12 protein-coding genes are annotated in these 18,186 nt (G+C 50.6%); 6 read left to right on the top strand and 6 right to left on the bottom strand.

The window, feature by feature from the left end:
• Window positions 1-288: 288 nt before the first annotated feature.
• Both CLV25_RS15955 and CLV25_RS16110 read right to left on the bottom strand, forming a co-directional pair.
• Window positions 289-459 (bottom strand): hypothetical protein, encoded by a 171-nt coding sequence (locus CLV25_RS15955; protein WP_165877083.1) that lies wholly within the window; start codon window positions 457-459, stop codon window positions 289-291.
• A gap of 199 nt (window positions 460-658) precedes the next feature.
• A complete protein-coding gene (locus CLV25_RS16110) occupies window positions 659-787 on the bottom strand; it encodes a hypothetical protein (RefSeq protein ID WP_262709477.1) in 129 nt (42 codons plus the stop codon).
• 271 nt (window positions 788-1,058) lie between these two features.
• On the opposite strand from CLV25_RS16110, the gene CLV25_RS12975 reads away from it, so the two are divergent.
• Window positions 1,059-1,592: a hypothetical protein gene (locus tag CLV25_RS12975; RefSeq protein ID WP_131840090.1), complete on the top strand. Its 534-nt coding sequence runs from the start codon at window positions 1,059-1,061 to the stop codon at window positions 1,590-1,592.
• 665 nt (window positions 1,593-2,257) lie between these two features.
• Window positions 2,258-2,944, top strand: a complete 687-nt coding sequence (locus CLV25_RS12980) for a hypothetical protein (RefSeq protein WP_131840091.1) — start codon at window positions 2,258-2,260, stop codon at window positions 2,942-2,944.
• Window positions 2,945-4,503: 1,559 nt separating this feature from the next.
• Here CLV25_RS12980 and CLV25_RS12990 read toward each other — a convergent pair.
• A complete protein-coding gene (locus CLV25_RS12990) occupies window positions 4,504-4,983 on the bottom strand; it encodes a hypothetical protein (RefSeq protein WP_131840093.1) in 480 nt (159 codons plus the stop codon).
• A gap of 1,146 nt (window positions 4,984-6,129) precedes the next feature.
• Here CLV25_RS12990 and CLV25_RS12995 point away from each other — a divergent pair.
• Window positions 6,130-6,933, top strand: a complete 804-nt coding sequence (locus tag CLV25_RS12995) for a Cof-type HAD-IIB family hydrolase (RefSeq protein WP_131840094.1) — start codon at window positions 6,130-6,132, stop codon at window positions 6,931-6,933.
• A gap of 333 nt (window positions 6,934-7,266) precedes the next feature.
• Window positions 7,267-9,732 carry an outer membrane beta-barrel protein gene (locus tag CLV25_RS13000; RefSeq protein ID WP_131840095.1) on the top strand — a complete coding sequence of 822 codons (2,466 nt, stop codon included), beginning with the start codon at window positions 7,267-7,269 and terminating at the stop codon, window positions 9,730-9,732.
• A gap of 180 nt (window positions 9,733-9,912) precedes the next feature.
• Here the strand turns inward: CLV25_RS13000 and CLV25_RS13005 are convergent, their stop codons facing one another.
• Window positions 9,913-11,043: a hypothetical protein gene (locus tag CLV25_RS13005; protein ID WP_131840096.1), complete on the bottom strand. Its 1,131-nt coding sequence runs from the start codon at window positions 11,041-11,043 to the stop codon at window positions 9,913-9,915.
• 184 nt (window positions 11,044-11,227) lie between these two features.
• Between CLV25_RS13005 and CLV25_RS13015 the strand changes: the two genes are divergently transcribed.
• Together CLV25_RS13015 and CLV25_RS13020 are read left to right on the top strand one after the other, a co-directional pair.
• On the top strand, window positions 11,228-12,550 hold the full coding sequence (locus tag CLV25_RS13015; protein WP_131840097.1) for a DUF389 domain-containing protein: 1,323 nt from the start codon (window positions 11,228-11,230) through the stop codon (window positions 12,548-12,550).
• Between the two features lie 236 nt (window positions 12,551-12,786).
• Window positions 12,787-13,395, top strand: coding sequence for a YhcH/YjgK/YiaL family protein (locus tag CLV25_RS13020; protein ID WP_131840098.1), 609 nt, complete (start codon window positions 12,787-12,789; stop codon window positions 13,393-13,395).
• A gap of 116 nt (window positions 13,396-13,511) precedes the next feature.
• On the opposite strand, the gene CLV25_RS13025 is transcribed toward CLV25_RS13020, so the two are convergent.
• On the bottom strand, window positions 13,512-14,993 hold the full coding sequence (locus CLV25_RS13025; protein ID WP_131840099.1) for an acetyl-CoA hydrolase/transferase family protein: 1,482 nt from the start codon (window positions 14,991-14,993) through the stop codon (window positions 13,512-13,514).
• A 758-nt stretch (window positions 14,994-15,751) separates the two neighbouring features.
• A complete protein-coding gene (locus CLV25_RS13030; protein ID WP_131840100.1) occupies window positions 15,752-18,106 on the bottom strand; it encodes a penicillin-binding protein 1A in 2,355 nt (784 codons plus the stop codon).
• Window positions 18,107-18,186: the final 80 nt, after the last annotated feature.

Genomic DNA, 18,186 nt, shown 5'->3' on the forward strand with positions numbered 1-18,186 from the left:
TTGCTATTCTCACGTCTTCTTTTCTGATTAATGGTCGCAAACTTACCGAATCATGGTAAATTTCACTGGCCATTCCTGTGCTGCAAACATACGAGGCTAACAGGATTAGCGTTTTTGGAGGCAGGCTGAAAGCCTAAAATATACCAGCCCAAGGCAACGCCTTGGGTAGTAATCGGACGAACGATCTGCGCCCTGAAAGGGCAATATACCAAACACCTTTATGAATAGTAGTGATTCTGGCAGGTCTGCATCCGTCAAATCCTACAATCGCAATAATCCGTGATTCGGCTATTGTGCCGTTGCCTCCTTCCCCTTGCCAAACCGCTCCTTGATGATCGCCTTCAGCTCCAGCTGCTCGTCGTAGCTCAGCTGCATCACCATATCGTCGATGTAGAGATCCTCCTTAATCCGCAGCTGCTGCAGCGGAATGTCCCTATCCGCATAATCCTCGCTTGGCACCCACCCTCGCTAGCCGTAGTCTAATTCAAACGCACAGGGCTCGGCGGAATTTGTAATGCCGTCGAACTTAAGTAGCGGTCTTAGACCGCCATTAAACGATAAACCAGCAAAAACCATACACCAGCGCAGCCACCACGGCTGCCCGGTTATCTGCTTACGGTCGTTCACCTGTTACCGCCAAGGTAAAGGCTTACCTTCGCTAGCCGTAGTCTAATTCAAACGCACGGGGCTCGGCGGCATTTGCAATGCCGTCGAACTTAAGTAGCGGTCTTACACCGCCATTAACCGCCAAACCAGCCAAACCATACACCAGCGCAGCCACCACCACGGCTGCGCTTTACTTTTTTACTACTGCTGGTTGCGGGTAGGTCGATACTCCTTGGAAAACTTACCAGTAATCGATACCTTCCGCCTGCTAATGCGGCCCGAGGCCGCGCTAAACCAAGCGTAGCGAGGACGCTACGCTTAGCTTGGGTCTTCGAGGGCGAGGTTATCCCCTGGTACGGTAAGTCAGGCGGTGGCACCCAGTGGTACTCGGAGATTGATTTTGAAAAATTGAAGATTGATAAAATAGTTAAGTACTCAAACGTAGAATAGAAATGGAATTAGTTAAAAAGATAACGAAGTGTTTTGTTGCTACGATCAATAGTAATATATATGATATGCAGTTTGGAGTGGAAACAGAACTAAAGGAGGAACGTTGGTCGTTTACATTTGATGATTTGGAACCTCTAATAAAATTTAATTGTTTAAGATGTGACACACAATTGCAAATTAATAGGTTTTCTCTATTTGAACCTGTTTTAGGGATAGATCCTTATGAGGATACTCCTGAAAAATTTGTTGAGTTTATAAAGTTTATTGCAAAAAAGTTAGAATTAAAACTAACGACAAACGGAGAAGATATATGCTATGCAGAAGCTTCACGATTAGATGCTCAGTATGGTTCCAAAACCTACATTCCCAACATCTACTACACCAAATGCCCCCACTGCGGGAGCCAGTACTTGATGTTCTATAAATTTTATGGAGGCGGTCAGGATAGGTGCCCGGTAACCCTTACTATCGATAGCATTTGGCAGGTGCGGCTCGATGAAGATTTTGCCCAAAAGTACCTTACCGTAGAGCGGTAGGCGTTGTTGGTAGGGTTTACGCTTACAGTCTATAGCATATAAATATAAAAGCGCAGCCACCACCACGGCTGCGCTTTGTTTTTTGTAACAAGCATATATGCAGCATAGGTTGTTCGGCTGCATCTGAGAGGCGGATAGATGCATTTATAGGTTGTTCAGATACATCTGAGAGTTGAATCCTGCAAGGAATTGTTACTTCTGTTAATAATATTCGTTTCCGGGGCTCGGCGGCATTTGCAATGCCGTCGAACTTAAGTAGCGGTCTTACACCGCCATTAACCGCCAAACCAGCCAAACCATACACCAGCGCAGCCACCACCACGGCTGCGCTTTACTTTTTTACTACTGCTGGTTGCGGGTAGGTCGATACTCCTTGGAAAACTTACCAGTAATCGATACCTTCCGCCTGCTAATGCGGCCCGAGGCCGCGCCAAACCAAGCGTAGCGAGGACGCTACGCTTAGCGGAGGAGTACGGGCATGCTAGGCATGATGACTATACAGATGCAATTGATGAGAAAATAAGAGGTATTATTAGTAAAAATAAGGGTAAGCCAGATCTTGCTTTAAAAGAGATAGATTCATTTGTAAGAAAAGTGAAGTTGCAACTTAAAGAAGAAGTTATTCTGGGGACTAAAAATGTGAATGATGTTTTAGATTTTTAATTATGAAGTTTTTAAAAGTAAAAATAAAACGAAGGTTTAATACACCTGAAGGTGTGATAGGCCATGCCAACGGGGAGTATGTGCCCGACGGTAAGCAGTACTTCGACCGCATGGGCAAGGGGGAGGTTGTTGTGGATGCGCCTGTATTCGACTACTTCCACCTGCAAAGCTTTGGCTCCCAAAAAAACTGGGAGTGGCGGCTGCAGGATGCGCATGATTTTATTGGGGTTGGAAGTATTATTACAGGTTGGTACATTTCCGACCGCTTTAAGCAGCTGCTGGAGCAGTTTAAAATTGGGAAGGGGTACCACTTCTACCCCACCAAGCTGCTCTTTAGGGGCGAGAAGCTGGACTACTGGATATTTCAGTACGCCATACACCCTATGCAGAATATTGATTTTGGGCGAAGCTTTTTTCATGTAGAGGGCGAAGAGCAATCCGGAGAAGGCATCACCACCTGGCAACAGTACGACGAGTTCGATATTCAGCTGTACAACCAATCCAAGCGTTCTCTCGTTTGGGACTATGCTACTCTAACCGATGACTACGACTTCCTCTACTACATAGTAGAGGGTGATATTCTTGTTTCGGAACGATTAAAGGATGCTATCGAGCAAGCTGGAATTGAAGGTCTCGAATTTAAGGAGATAAGCTACAAGCTAGTCAGTCCCTCACACGGCATAGAATAAGTTCATAAAATTTGGCTGTATAAGCTAAGCCACTAACATAGTTATCATATATACCAGCGCAGCCACACACGGCTGCGCTTTGCTTTTTGCTACTTTTGATGGCGGAAGGGTAGCCTTAATGGACACTCCTTGGAAAACTTCCTGGTAAGTGATACCTTCCGCCTGCTAATGTGGCCCGAGGCCGCGCCAAACCAAGCGTAGCGAGGACGCGACGCTTAGCGGAGGAATTATTCGTTTATACCAACATTTTCGCTTCATTTAGCGTCCTTAACCCACCCCTGCCTCCCGCTCGGGCGGGAGGATAAACTGCCTTGATTGTGCATTTGAGCGTTGTACAAACTGGCTTAGCTTGATGGCTAAGGGTTGTAACCTTAGCAGAACGGGGGTAGCCTTAATGGACACTCCTTGGAAAACTTACCAGTAAGTGATACCTTCCGCCTGCTAATGCGGCCCGAGGCCGCGCCAAACCAGGCGTAGCGAGGACGCGACGCTTAGCGGGGGAATTTTTGGAAAGATATATTCAAGAAATAAATGCATCAAGTAATTTTTCAGTTAAGCAGAGCCTACCCTCACCGCACGTTCACCAATCTGTCGCATAAAGGTGCAAGGATGATGGCTGTGGTTATTTAATTGCTACTTTTGGTCGCGAGCGGCAGGTTGCAACTTCACTTAGCCCTGATGCTGCCACGGTAGGCTAAGTATTGGTGGGTAAGATAGGCCTGAGCCTTTGCCAATGAAGTTTATGTTACAATTAGCCAATTCGTAATCTTATTAATAAATGACTTTGAATATTTTAGAAGAGGTTACCAAAACGAGCATAGAGCTTCTTTTAAAGGAACCCTTTTATGCTCATCTTTTTTCTACATTAAACAAGGAGGTTGTAACTAAACAGCATTCCGTTGCTACAATGGCTGTTGGATTAAGGCATAATTCTTTTGTGCTAATAATCAATGAACATTTTTGGTCTTCCGTTTTAACCAACCCAAAGCATCGCTACGGAGTGGTAAAGCACGAGGTGCTGCACCTAATTTTCAACCATTTACTAAGAAATGTAAAGGAAAATGGTAAGGATTCGCTTTTGTTGAACATTGCGATGGACCTAGTTGTAAATCAATACATATTATCGGATTATTTACCGGAGTATTCTATCTTTTTAGATACATTCCCCCCGTTGGCCGTAGTTTAAATTAAACGCACAGGGCTCGGCGGCATTTGTAATGCCGTCGAACTTAAGTAGCGGTCTTAGACCGCCATTAGACGCCAAACCTGCCAAACCATACATCAGCGCAGCCACCACCATGGCTGCGCTTTGTTTTTTGTAACAAGCCATTTTCGTCGGCATCCCCTAGCTGAGCGTAGCGTCCTCGCTACGCTCTTGCCACCAAGGCCTCCGGCCGGAATTGTCATAACTCCGATATCCGTAGCGGTCTTAGTCCGCAATAAAATCCAACATTCTCCTCGTAGAAACACCCCCACAAAAAATCCCCCCGCACCTTTCGGCCGAGGGGACTATCGTTTATGCGGGTTAAGTATTTGGTTAATTCTTTTGGTTGGTGTTGTTACTTTTTGGTGTCGTTGTTGTTCGACTTCTTGGCGCGGGGGAAGAACTCGCGGAGCGCGTTGTAGCTGGCCTCGGCACCCGGCACGTCGGAGCGGCGGAGGTAGTCGAGGTAGCGGTAGAGCACCAGCGCGTCGTTGTAGTTGTCGTAGTCGTGCATCATCTTGGCGCTCTCCAGGCGGCTGGTGATGTTGTTGATGATGGTGAGGATGCCCTCGTAGAAGGCGCGCGCCTTGTAGTCGCTCTCGAACTCTACCCAGTTAACCTCCGGCGGGATTTGCGCCGGGTTTACGGTGGTGATGTCGCGGGCCTTATTCACCAGCAGCTTGTTCTGCTCGTTGACCGAGCCGTACAGACGGCGCTTATCGGCTGGCAGGTCGGGCAGCTTGGTCTTAATGATGTTGAAGATTTCGTTGGCAGCGGCCGTAATCTTGGCCTGCTCGTCGGCGGTTAGGCTGAATGAAATAACATTTGAGTCCATAGCTGTTTTGATTTTTTACATAAACGATGGGTGATATTAACAATAATTCATCAATCAACAAAACAAATTTTCGATTTTTTTAAAAATCACCCTAAATCATACGGGCTTACAACACCTAATGCACAGTATAATGGCTGTGCAGCGCCAAGTCTAGCTGCAGGGATTGCCGATTTATGACCTTCTGTGAAATTTACAGCTGATTAGCTGCACGCCATCCTTCGGGGAGCGGTAGCCTTCGCTGGCGGTTCTCTCGCTTTGGGTGAACCATCGGCCTATCGAGGTTCCGTAACACCTGGCATAGGTTCCAAGGCATTCGGTTGGGATGCGGCAACGGTACGTTAGGGTTCGGAGGCGCGCTGGTGGGGTGCTTTGCCGCGGGAGATGGGTTCGCAGTCGCGCGCGACCTTAATTTTGACGAACCGTTGGGGTCTTTTATCGCGCCGTTTCGGTTCCGAGGCCCGAGGTTTCGGTTCCGAAATGGTAGGTTGGGGTTACCAAAAGGTTCGTCGGGGTTTGGAACCAAAAAGCATCGTCGATTAACCCTAAGTTTGGGGTCGAAAATACAACCGTCGGGCCTCCGAACCCAAAAACTTCGACGTTCGACCCTACAGCTTCGACGTTTGACCCCAACACATCGATGCTGAACCTATTCGCCGGTATTTTGGACCTATTCGATTAGATTCCGGACCTAATCGGAGGGCTGTACGGGGAGGCGGCGGGCCCAACGGGCGAGCAGCTGGGAACGAATCGCGGATTTATCTTCTTCGAAAACCCTCTCTTTTTGCTACTTTTGCCGCCGCGGCAGCGGTGCTGCCTGCTGGGACAGGAGGGTAGCCAACCGCCCTGGCCAAGCATAGGCAGTGCCTACGCTTTAGTAACAGCGGCCTCTGCCCGCAACGAATACGGCCAGAGACCGTGACAAACCAAGCGTAGCGAGGACGCAACGCTTAGCAGAGGAGTGAAAATGCTGATTTTAACGAGCAAGCCCACCCCCTGCCCTCCCGCTTAGGCGGGAGGATAACCTGCCACGATTCCGCATTGAGGCTTAAAAAAAAGGCTTAATACGACAGCGATGGGCTGGTGCCAGAGCCGTGCAAGGCACCATGCGCCTAATGATTTAAAATTGTAAAGAGAGCAACATCAGCTATGGAGTACAAAATGCTCGTCCTCGACCTGGACGATACGCTGCTTACCGACGATCATCGTATCTCGGATAGGAACAGGGAGATGCTTATACAGGCGCAGGAGCGCGGGGTTAAGGTCGTTCTGGCATCGGGCCGCCCTACGCCGGCAATGATCCCCTTTGCCGACGAGCTGGAGCTAGAGCGCTTCGGATCGTACATCATCTCGTTCAACGGGGCGGTAATCACCGACATGTCGTCCCGCCAGCCCATCTTCGAGCGATCGCTCACCAAGGAGGAAATACACAGCCTTCACGACTTCAGCCTAAAGCACCGCGTGCACATCATCACCTACTCCAAGAAGGGGATCGTCACCGAGAGCCAGTCGGAGTACATCGATGTGGAGAAGAACCTTACGGGGCTACCGCTACACCAGGTGCCCTCGTTTAAGGACGAGGTGCAGTCGGCTGCCGTAAAGTGCATCCTGCTCGACGATCCTGATCGGTTGAAGAGGATCGAACAGATTCTTAAGCAGGAGCGCCAAGACCTAAGCGTGGCTACCTCGAAGCCCTTCTTCTTGGAGGTGATGCCGCAGGGCATCGACAAGGCGGCCAGCATCGACGTGCTAGCCCAAAGGCTGGGCATCAACCAGCACCAGATTATTGCCGTGGGCAACGCTGGCAACGACCTTAGCATGATAGAGTATGCCGGGCTGGGCGTGTGGGTGGACAACGTGACCCCCGAGCTGCGCGACCGAGCCGACTACATCGTAGCCTCGAACATGGACGACGGCGTGGCCGAGGTGGTGGAACGGTTCCTGCTGAACTAGCCGGCTAAGCCCAGAGCCGCGGAGGCACACGGAGGTAATAAGTGAGTCGGGATCAAAGTAAACTTGTGATCAAGTGAAGAGGGAACCATGAGGTGAAATTTTTTTCATCTTTCATCCTTTCATCTTTTCATTTCCAAACACAGAGCCGCGGAGGGCACAGAGTATCACATAACAGGGGTAGAGCCGCAAATTTTTGCGGCTTTTTTGTTTTCCACATCGCTCGAATGGCTAACGTTAGAGCAGCTACGCATAACGCTTCATGATTATTTTCAAAAGACCACTGTTACAAATCGCGCATAAATGGAGTCTTAGTAGCAAACCAAAACCCAAATCATGAAGCCAAGCTGTTTTTCAAAATTTATTCTTCTTATCGCACTACTTACCGCTGCCACAAGCGCACTGGCCAACGCCAGCAAGGGTATCATCACCGGAAAGGTTGTTGACAAGCTAAGCAACCAACCGATCCCGTTTGTATCGGTAACGCTAGGCCTACTTCCCGATACCACCATCAAGAAATCGGTGCAAACCGACGACAAGGGGAACTACAAGTTCGATCATATACCCGACGGACGTTACGTAGTATCGGCGTACATGGTAGGATACAACAGGATGCACTCCAAGCCGCTGGTATGCAAGCAAAATTCGATAAAAGTGGAACCGCTTACCATGGAGAATACCGTTATTCAGGAGGTAACGGTTAACGGTAGACGTCCCGAGATTGAGCTTAAAGCCGACAGAACAGTGCTGAACGTGGAGAACAGCACCACGGCATCGGCAGACAATGCCTACGATGTGCTACGAAAAGCTCCTGGAATTAACATCGACAAGGACGACAATATATCCCTTAAAGGGAAAACGGGAATCATCGTAACCATTAACGACAAGCCCACCTACCTCTCGGGACAGGAGTTGGCCAGCTACCTTAAATCCCTTAACGGAGCAGAAATTGAAAAGGTAGAGCTCATAACCACACCTCCGGCACGCTACGAAGCTTCGGGCAACTCCGGTATCATCAACATAAAGCTGAAGCGAAATAGCGCCATCGGGGTAAACGGATCAGCTAACGTAGGAGCTGTTTATACCGGTAAGCTTTCGGAGTATGGCGGATTGTCGTTGAACATGCGCAAGGGTAGGCTGAATACCTTCGGTTCGATTAATGGTAGAAACAGCTACTACAGAAACTCGTTAGACATAGAGCGACACCTAAAGGGTGACACCGCGCTAATTGTACAGAACTCCAAAACGCACGGAAGTTTCCTCAACTACGGCTACCGGCTTGGGGCCGACTACGAGCTAAATCGCCGCCACACCTTTGGGGTTTTGGTTCGCGGATCGGCCTACGAGTCCAGCTCCTCACTGAATGCCAACACCAACCTGTTGCTTAAAGAAGGATTGCTGGCGAAGTCGTTAAGAAGCACTACCGAAAGTAAAAGTAACAACCGTAACACCTCGCTCAACGCAAACTATAGAATGGCAATAGACACCAACGGACGAACCCTTAACGTAGATGTCGACTATGTAAGCTACTGCAAAGGTGGTACCGAGTATAACGACACCTACTACTTCGGCCCAACCGGTACATCTACTAGTGCTCCGTTATTGCTAAAAAATCACACCCCATCCGACATCACCATCAAATCGTTTAGGGCAGACTACGCGCACCCCTTCTCGAAGGAAACCATCCTTGAGGTCGGTATCAAGGGAAGCATGGTAAAGAGCGACAATAACCTTCAGTACCAACAATCGTTTGATGCAAAAAACACCTATACCGACGATCGCGAACGCTCCAACCACTTTAAGTTCGACGAGAACATCTCGGCAGCCTACACCTCCATTGCCTTCAGCTGCAATGGATGGAACATAAAAGGGGGGCTACGCGCCGAGCATACCTGGAACAAGGGTCATCAGGTTACCATCGACTCCACCAACAAGCGCAGCTACCTAGACCTTTTCCCAAGCCTATTCGTCCAGCGTAGCATTAACAAGAAAAACTCGCTTGGCATCAGCTACACCCGCCGCATCGATCGGCCCAGCTATAGCAAGCTCAACCCCTTTGTTTGGCGCATCGACGATTACAGCTACATGAGCGGAAATCCATTGCTAAGGCCACAGTACTCCGACAATATAGAAATAAACCACTCCTGGAATAGCCGCATATTCTCTAGCATCGGATACTCGCATACCAGCAACGTACAGACAAGAGTAGCCCAAGAGGTAGAAATTACAAAACCGGCAAACGGATCAAACCCATCTCAGGCAATTAAGGCCGTAAAGATGGCGGAGCAAAACCTCGAAGGACTCAGCAGCCTCACCCTTAACGTAAGCGCCAACTTCAGCCCAGTAAAGTGGCTCCGCACCAACAACAACATAACCGCCACCTACAACGAGTACAGCCGGACAAGCAACCAATCGGGAAACAGCAGCGTTATGTACCAATTTTACACGAGCAACAGCATCATTCTGCCTAAGCAGTGCATCTTCGAGGTGATGGGCTGGTACCGAAGCGCCACCGCTTACGGCATGATCGATATGGATGCGCAGTACACTGTTCACCTCGGCATCCAGAAGAAATTCCTAGGCGAACAGCTATCCCTAAGGGTTGGCTTCGACGATGTCTTCCACACCATCGACAACAAGTCGTGGGCTAGGTACGACAACATGAACATCTACTACCTCAACAAGTGGGACAGCCAAAAAGTAAACATCTCGCTCACCTACCGCTTCGGCAGCAAGGACGTGAAGCAGGCTCGCCAGCGCACCACCAGCCTAGAAGAGGAGCAAAAACGGACGGGGAACTAGCCTTGCTCATAAGCGAATAGGGCATCGAAATGGGATGCCCTATTCGCTTATGAGGGGAGTTTCTTTTTTAGAATCGATATTTATTAAATTTCTATTTAAATCCCGCGACAAGCGCGGAATGACAGCATTTAGTTAACCTTTCGTTTAAACTGATGCCATGAACGATTCTACGACATCAACCTAGTAGCTCGCTATTTCTTTTACCCACAACATCAGATCCAGCTCGCTCTTGGCCTCACCGGTATTGGGCGATCGCTCGGCCAAACGCTGAGCCTCTCCCCAAAGCCGTTCGGCCTTGGCGATATCCTTCTCCATCAGCAGGGCGTAGGCGTACAGCAGCCTCTTCTTCCCCAACTGGTAGCGCTCACACTTGCCAATGTACTTTTGCAGCTCCTTGGTGTAGAGCGCCTCTACCTCTTCGGAGCGTCGTGGCCCCATCAGCTCGCAGAAGAGCATCTCGCACTGCCACTCGAAGCGGTAGAGCGTTGCCAGGTTTGGAGCGAAAGGGCGGATCAGTTCGAGGCTCTCAGTAGCCTGCTCCAGCTCCTGCCTATCCATATGCCAGCCCGCGCGCAGCAGCGCGGCGTACATGTGCATGTAGCTCCCGTAGCGCGGCCGCTGGGGCAGAGAAAACCACGCCTCGGGCATGTCGCGCAGGCGCATACCGCGGCTCTGTAGCCCGTTAACCTGAAGCATCAGCCAAAATACATGGCGCGAGTACTCGTCCTTTTTCAGCACTAGGATATTCTTGCCGTCGTTGGGCACTCCGCCTATCTCCATCGGGATGCCATTCGTAAGTGCAATAAAGATACCCGATGCGGCCATCGTAGAAAGGACAACTACAGGTAAGAAGGAAGTAAATCCGCACACCAGCAGTAGCAATAGGCAGAGCATTGCCACTATAAAGTTCATAAGCACCCCGCCTAAGTTGTAAAGCACAAAAGGAACAGGCTTACCACCTTCGGGGGGCATCATCAGCGCCTGCCCTCCCGTACCAGGGATGTGGTAGCGTCTTACCCTCAACTTGCCGCTTTCGCGAACCAGCATCAGCCTAAATATCCGAAACGAAACAAAACGGTAGCCCGACAGTCCTCCGAACACCAAGTGCCCAGCCTCGTGGAGGATGATCTGCACAAAGAAGCTGGCAAAGAAGAAGAGCAGCCCTAGCAACGGATAGTAGACATCTTGGGGCGATCGCTCAAGAACCCGATCCAAAAGAAACATCAGCAGAAAACCAATGGTAGCGCCCAATATGGCGGATAAGATTGAGGTGAGCCCCGTTCTGAATTTTTTACGTTTACTATTATCCATAAGATTGTAGAGAATTAGGCTCCGAAGATAGCACTATTTCCCTCCGATGGGAAGTCCTCTAAGCACTAGGAGCAGCACACTGTTAGCTTCTCCCAAAATCTCGCTGGCAAAAAAGGTAGCGCAACCCGATAATTGCTAAATTAGCCCTTGGGCGATTTGCCCCCAGAACAAACCAAGCATTACCATGAAAGCTGCGCTAATCTTCCGGAAGGTAGTACACTACTTCAACCTCGAAGCCGAGCTCGACGACTACGAGCGGATTCATGAGAGCATCGTCAAGGATTCCATATTTAAGGGAACCAACCTATGGATTCTGGTCTTTGCCATTGTAGTGGCCTCGGTGGGCCTAAACATGAACTCTACGGCGGTAATCATTGGGGCCATGCTCATTTCACCGCTGATGGGTCCCATCAACGGCATGGGGTACAGCATAGCCACCTACAACTTTGCACTCTTCCAAAAAGCATTCAAGAACTTTTCGTTTGCGGTAGTAGCCAGCTTGCTGGCCTCCACCACCTACTTTGCACTAAGCCCTGTATCTACGGCGCACTCCGAGTTGCTGGCCCGAACAAGCCCCACCATATACGACGTACTGATTGCCCTCTTCGGAGGTTTAGCAGGTATTGTTGCCATTAGCAGCAGGCAAAAGGGCAACGTTATTCCAGGGGTAGCCATTGCTACAGCGCTGATGCCCCCCCTTTGTACCGCAGGGTACGGTTTGGCAACAGCGCAGCTCCACTTCTTTTTGGGAGCCATTTACCTGTTTACCATCAACACCGTTTTTATTGCCCTTGCATCCGTAGCCATTTCTCAGATACTGAAGTTCCCCATCAGCACCATTGTCGATACAGCCCAAAAAAGGAGGGTAAACCGATGGATCTCGGTGGTAATAGCCATCGTACTACTGCCCAGCATTTACTTCGGATACGGCTTGGTGCAGCAGGAGCGCTTTACCGAAAACGCCAACCGCTACATTGCCAATGTAAGCATGGTAGAGGGTAACTATCTCCTACGAAGCAGCATCGACGCCAGCCAACAAGCCATTAGGCTGGTGTACGGCGGGGTAAACCTAACCGATAAGCAAAAGGAGCAAATCATCCAAAAGGCCGACAACTTTGGGTTGAATAGTAGCAGCATTACCATAAAGCAGGGGCTGGTGCTAAACGGCAACAACGGCAACAACGCCGAGGCTTACGCGCTCCGCCAAGAGCTGGTAACGCTTAGCACTGCCCTCAAAAAGAAGCAGGAGCAAATCGACAGCCTTTCGAAAGTAGGATATCTTGGGAAAACGCTGCTCCGCGAGGTGGCTAGCCTATACCCCCAGATAACCGGTTGTGCGTATGCCGAAACCTTCCAGTTCCAGAAATCGGCAGCATCGCCTGGTAAAATACCGGTTGTAATCTTCACCGCAATCGGCAAGGGGCTATCTAATCCCGATAAGGGACGGATTGAGAGCTGGGTAAAAGCCCGACTAAACAACGATAGTGCTAAGGTGCTATTCGAATAGCGGATCTACAAACAGCCAAGAGCAGAAGGCAAGCATTTATTGGCTGCTTGCCCCTCTCTTTTTGATGCCGTTGGCATTTCTGCCAACCATGTTTATAAGCTTTCCATCGAATCAGCAGAAGGATGCCCATCAACTCTCGCCCCAACAGCTATTCGTCCCCCTTTTTTGGGAATTCAACCATCGCTAGAAGCCGCAAATTGCCCATATATTAGCCGCATCAAAACAAGTAACGAAGAATGTACCTAAAATGGATTCTGGCGCTTGCCGCCATGGCTGCAGCGACAGGCTATACAATGGGAAGGGCGAAAAAGATGGAGAATAAGCAAGAAACGGTCAACAAATGGTTTACGAGCCACTGCTACCTTAACGGGCTAGCTGCCTATCCGCACGACTCGGTGAATAGGGAGGCCTTCTACCAGCACTACCAGAAGCACCCCGAGCGCTGGGATGCCACCTTCAAGTTTCTACGAGAAACCAACCTCGACTCGCTACCTGTGGGCAAGTACAAGCTGCTAGAAGACGATGTGGTAGTTTCGGTAACCGAAGGAATAACCCGCCCAATGGGCAATACCCGCTGGGAGTTTCACAAAAGGTTCATTGACCTCCAGTACATATACAAGGGACGGGAGATGATGGGCGCAGCCCCTATCGGCTCGCTAACGCCAACCACCCCCTACGACGACACCAAGGATGTTGGATTTGGCGATGTTAACGGTGGCAGCTACTACGAGATGGATAGCCAAAGCTTCCAACTCTTCTTCCCTTCGGATGCCCACCGCCCCAACATTGCGGTAGCCGGCAACGACCACATCAAAAAGATTGTGGTAAAGATTAAGCTCGACTAGCCGGCACACCCCAACAAGCAATCACCACCCAATCTCTTTTATACTTAAGCAACGCAAAAGGGCAAGCACTAGTGCTTGCCCTTTCTATTTAAAAAGCCCTGCGGCCTACTTTACGACTACCACTTGGTGTTGCGCATATCTCCGGTGTTGGCAAACTCAACGTGCATGTTGAATGCCGAAGCCAACGAGTGTGGAGTGTGGGCAGCACCACCCTTCTTGATGTAATCCCATAGCAGCTGCTTGTACTCTGGGTGCACGCAGTTTTCGATGATGGCCTGTGCGCGCTCGCATGGCGACTTACCGCGTAGGTCGGCAACTCCTTGCTCGGTGATAAGCACCTTAACCGAGTGCTCGCTATGGTCGTGGTGGCTAACCAAAGGAACGATGGTCGAAATCTTACCACCCTTGGCAACCGATGGGCAGGTGTAGATGGAGAAGAAGGCGTTACGGGTAAAGTCGCCCGAACCTCCAATACCGTTCATCATCTTAGAGCCAAGCACGTGGGTGCTGTTGATGTTTCCGAAGATGTCGGCCTCTAGCGCTGTGTTGATGGTAATCAACCCTAGACGACGGGCAACCTCTGGATTGTTCGAGATCTCCTGAGGACGAAGAACAAGCTTATCCTTGAAGAACTCCATGTTGTTGTAGATATCGTCGAGAACCTCGGTGGTAACGGTTAGCGAGCAACCGCTAGCAAAGGTTACGTTTCCTTCCTTCATCAGACCGATAACGGCATCCTGAATAACCTCGGTGTACATGGTAAACGGAGGAATATCGGGGTTAGCACCTAGCGAAGCCAATACAGCGTTGGCAATGTTACCTACACCCGATTGGATTGGAAGAAACTCTCTTGGAATGGTTCCGTTCTTAATTTGAGAAGCAAGGAATTCAGCAACGTTTTCGCCAATCTTTGCAGTAGTTGGGTCAACTGGAGCAAAGCCACCAACTTGGTCTGGAGCGTTAGTCTCTACGATACCCACGATCTTGTTAGGGTCTACCTTCACGTAAGGCGATCCGGCGCGATCCTTAACGGTGAATACAGGGATTTCGCGACGGTAAGGTGGATCGAGCGGCTCGTAGATGTCGTGCAACCCCAAAAGGCTCTTTGGGTGACGGCTGTTGAGCTCGATGATGATCTTATCGGCCAAGTTGGCAATGGTTGGTGCAATACCAACGCCCGAGGTCAAAAGGATCTCTCCGTTGTCGGTAACGTCGGCAGCCTCGATAACGGCAATCTTAACCTTTCCGAGGAATCCGTAGCGGAGCTCCTGTGGAAGCTGAGAAAGGTGCATATCGAAGTACTTAGCGTCGCCCCTATTCAGCGATGCTCTAAGGTCGCCATTCGACTGGTAAGGGGTGCGGAAAAGGACAGCGTTAGCGCGGGCAAGTTCTCCGTCGAGCGAATCGCCGGTTGAAGCACCTGTTACAACGCCAATTTTAAATTCGCGACCATTAGCATGCTCTTCGCGAGCCTTTGCTGCAATAGCTCCTGGCACAACCTTAGGAGCACCTGCGGGGGTAAACCCGCTAAATCCTACAAGGTCGCCATTGCTAATAAACGATGCGGCCTCTTCTGCTGAAATCAACTTATAGCGCATATTATCTAAAAAATTTTGAGTACTCTGCTTATTTTGGCCTACGAAAGTAAGCTATTTTACATTTCGATGTACCGCATTTTTTGGGTTATAAAACATATCCAGCTATTTATAACATCTCATCCGGCAAGTATTGCGCAGAAAAGCAGCCCCACTTCGGGGATGGCCCACTCTGGCGTAGCGAACCGACCAAAATTTCGACCAGATCAGCGATTTGAGGGTTGAGGCTCCATATATCGTGCACCACGGCGCTTAAGGGGATACGCCTTTGCGCCCCACACCAACATCGTCAGCCGCTCGCTTACCTGCGGTTCGTGCGTATCGCCCCGAAGCCTCCCCTAAGGTTACCCCCCAACGATCGGATTTGGCTATGCCTCGGGCAGATTGATCGATCACCAAGTTCCCCAAAGGACCAGTCTTAGGGGTGATCCGTCGATGGACTAAGCCTGCGCCGAACCAGTCCTAGGGGTGGTCCGTCGATAGCCTAAGCCACCGCCGAACCAGTCCTAGGGGTGGTCCGTCGATAGCCTAAGCCACCGCCGAACCGGTCCTAGGGGTGGTCCGTCGATAGCCTAAGCCACCGCCGAACCGGTCTTAGGGGTGGTCCGTCGATGGCCTAAGCCTGCGCCGGATCGGTCTTAGGGGTGGTCGGAATCCTCCATCAGCGCTTACGGGGGGAACGATCTAAGCAGGCCTAAAAAGGGAAAGGTGCCCCCAGCCGCAGCTGTAGCACCTTTCCTTGTATGTCTTGCGGTTGATCGCTACTGAAAGAACTCATCATCCTTCGTGGGCTCCTCGGCCGGCTGGCTGGTGCAGTCGAAGGTAACATCGGGCATCACCGATGGCCGCTCGAAGGAGAGGTTCGGCTTCAGCGGTATGGTGGCATCGTTGTACACCTTGGTGATGAACTTGGCGAATACGGGCATGGCCACCGCAGCACCTTCGCCCCTATTTGTTAGGTGGATGGAGCGCTCTTCGCCGCCCACCCACGTTCCGGCCACCAGGCGTGGGGTGATGCCGATAAACCAGCCGTCGGAGTTGTTGTTGGTGGTACCCGTTTTCCCGGCAACATCGCCGGGCACCTTATACTGGTAGGTAAGCTTGGCAGCGGTACCGCCATGCACTACGCCCTTCAGCATTTCGATCATCACGTAGGCCGTTTGGTCGTTGATGGCCTCGTTCTTTTGCGGCGCAAAGCTGGCCAAGGTGTTGCCGTGCTTATCCTCGATGCGGAGCACGGTAATCGGCTCTACGTGTACGCCCTTGTTGACAAAGGTTCCGTAGGAGCTCACCATCTCGAGCAGGGTGATATCCGAAGGGCCAAGGCATATCGAAACCACCGGATCAAGCGGGCTATGGATGCCCATCTTGTGGGCCAGATCCACCACCGCCTGAGGCGAGTACTGCTTCATTAGGTAGGCCGATATGTTGTTGATGGAGTGCGCCAGACCAAACTTGAGCGTCACCATCTGCCCGTTATACTTTTCGAGATACTTGGTATATGCATTTTTGGGCGACCAAGGTTCCTGATCGGGGCCCATGTCAAAAGTAACAGGTACATTAGGCACCTGATCGCAGGGCTTCATCCCCTCCTGCATGGCAAGGGTGTAGAGGAACGGCTTAAAGGTTGATCCTACCTGACGCCTACCCTGATAAACCTGATCGTACTTAAAGTACTCGAAGCTAGGACCGCCAACCCAAGCCTTCACGTTACCCGTTTGGGGCTCGATGGCCACAAAGCTGGCGCGTAGGAATCGCTTGTAGTACTTAATGGAGTCCATCGGCGTCAAGGTCGTATCAACATCCCCCTTGTAGCTGAACACGGTCATATCCGTAGGGGTGTTAAAGCTACGGTCGATCTCCTCCTCCGAAGCGCCCGCGTTGCGCAGGTTGCGGTAGCGATCGGTTTGCTTTACCGCAATGGCCAAAAGCTCCTTGGCCTTGGCGTTATCGATATCGTTGGAGTAGATACGGTAGTTCGAGCGCTTCTGCTGGGCATCGAACTCCTTTTGCACCGTGTTGGCCATATGATCCTTGAGGGCCTCCTCGGCATACCTCTGTAGCTTGGAGTTTACGGTGGTATAGATCTTCAGACCATCCTTATATATATTGTACGGCGTACCATCGGGCTTCAGGTTCTTGTTGCACCAGCCATAGAGCGGATCGGTGTTCCAGCGCTCCAAATCGGCCTCGTACTGCGCCTGATCCCAGTAGTCGCTCGAGCTGGGCTTCTTAGCGGTAAGTACGATGCGGAGCATCTCGCGGAAGTAGGGCGCAATGCCGCCGGTGTTGTCCATCGGGCTAAACTTAAGCTTGATGGGCAGGGCCGAGAGCGAATCGAGCTGGTCGCTGGAGAGCAGATCGTTGCTGTACATCTTCTCTAGCACGAAGTTTCGCTTGGCCGTCGCTCGCTCCTCGTGCCTAACCGGGTTGTACCGCGAAGGGGCGTTGAGCATTCCCACCAGTAGGGCCGACTCCTCGGCGGTAAGGTCGGCGGGCGTCTTATCAAAGTAAATCTTGGCAGCGGTCTTTACCCCCCAGGCGTTATTTCCAAAGGGAACCATGTTGAGGTACATGGCCAAAATCTCCTCCTTGGTATAGTTGCGCTCCAGCTTTACGGCAACAATCCACTCCTTAAACTTGGTGACCACCAAGTTCATCTTGCGCACTAGCCCCGATCGGCTGGATGTGTCGCGAGGGAAAAGCTGCTTGGCCAGCTGCTGGCTGATGGTACTACCGCCCCCCTGGCTCTCGTTGCCCATTATGATGGTCTTTACGAAAACACGGGTCAGTCCCCTAAAGTCAATCCCCGAGTGGTTGTAGAACCGAACATCTTCGGTAGAAAGAAGAGCCCCCACAAGGTTGGGCGATATCTCGTCATAGTTCACAAACGAACGGTTCTGCACGTAGAAGGTCCCTAGCAGTTGTCCATCCTCCGAAATAATCTCGGTTGCGAGGTTGCTCGAAGGATTTTCGAGCTGCTCGAACGTTGGCAGCGGACCAAATACTCCAAGACCAATAAGGCTGAATACCAATAGGAGTAAGACAAACGGAGCCGAAACAACGCCCCAAAACCAAAGTAGAAACTTGTGCCTAAGCTCTTTATTATTGCTCATTTTCTCGATTTTGCGTGATGACAAAGGTATAAATCTATACAATTAATATAAAATTTTGTCTTGGCGTTTGAAATTCTTTA

This window comes from Acetobacteroides hydrogenigenes, assembly GCF_004340205.1.
GTDB lineage: Bacteria > Bacteroidota > Bacteroidia > Bacteroidales > ZOR0009 > Acetobacteroides > Acetobacteroides hydrogenigenes.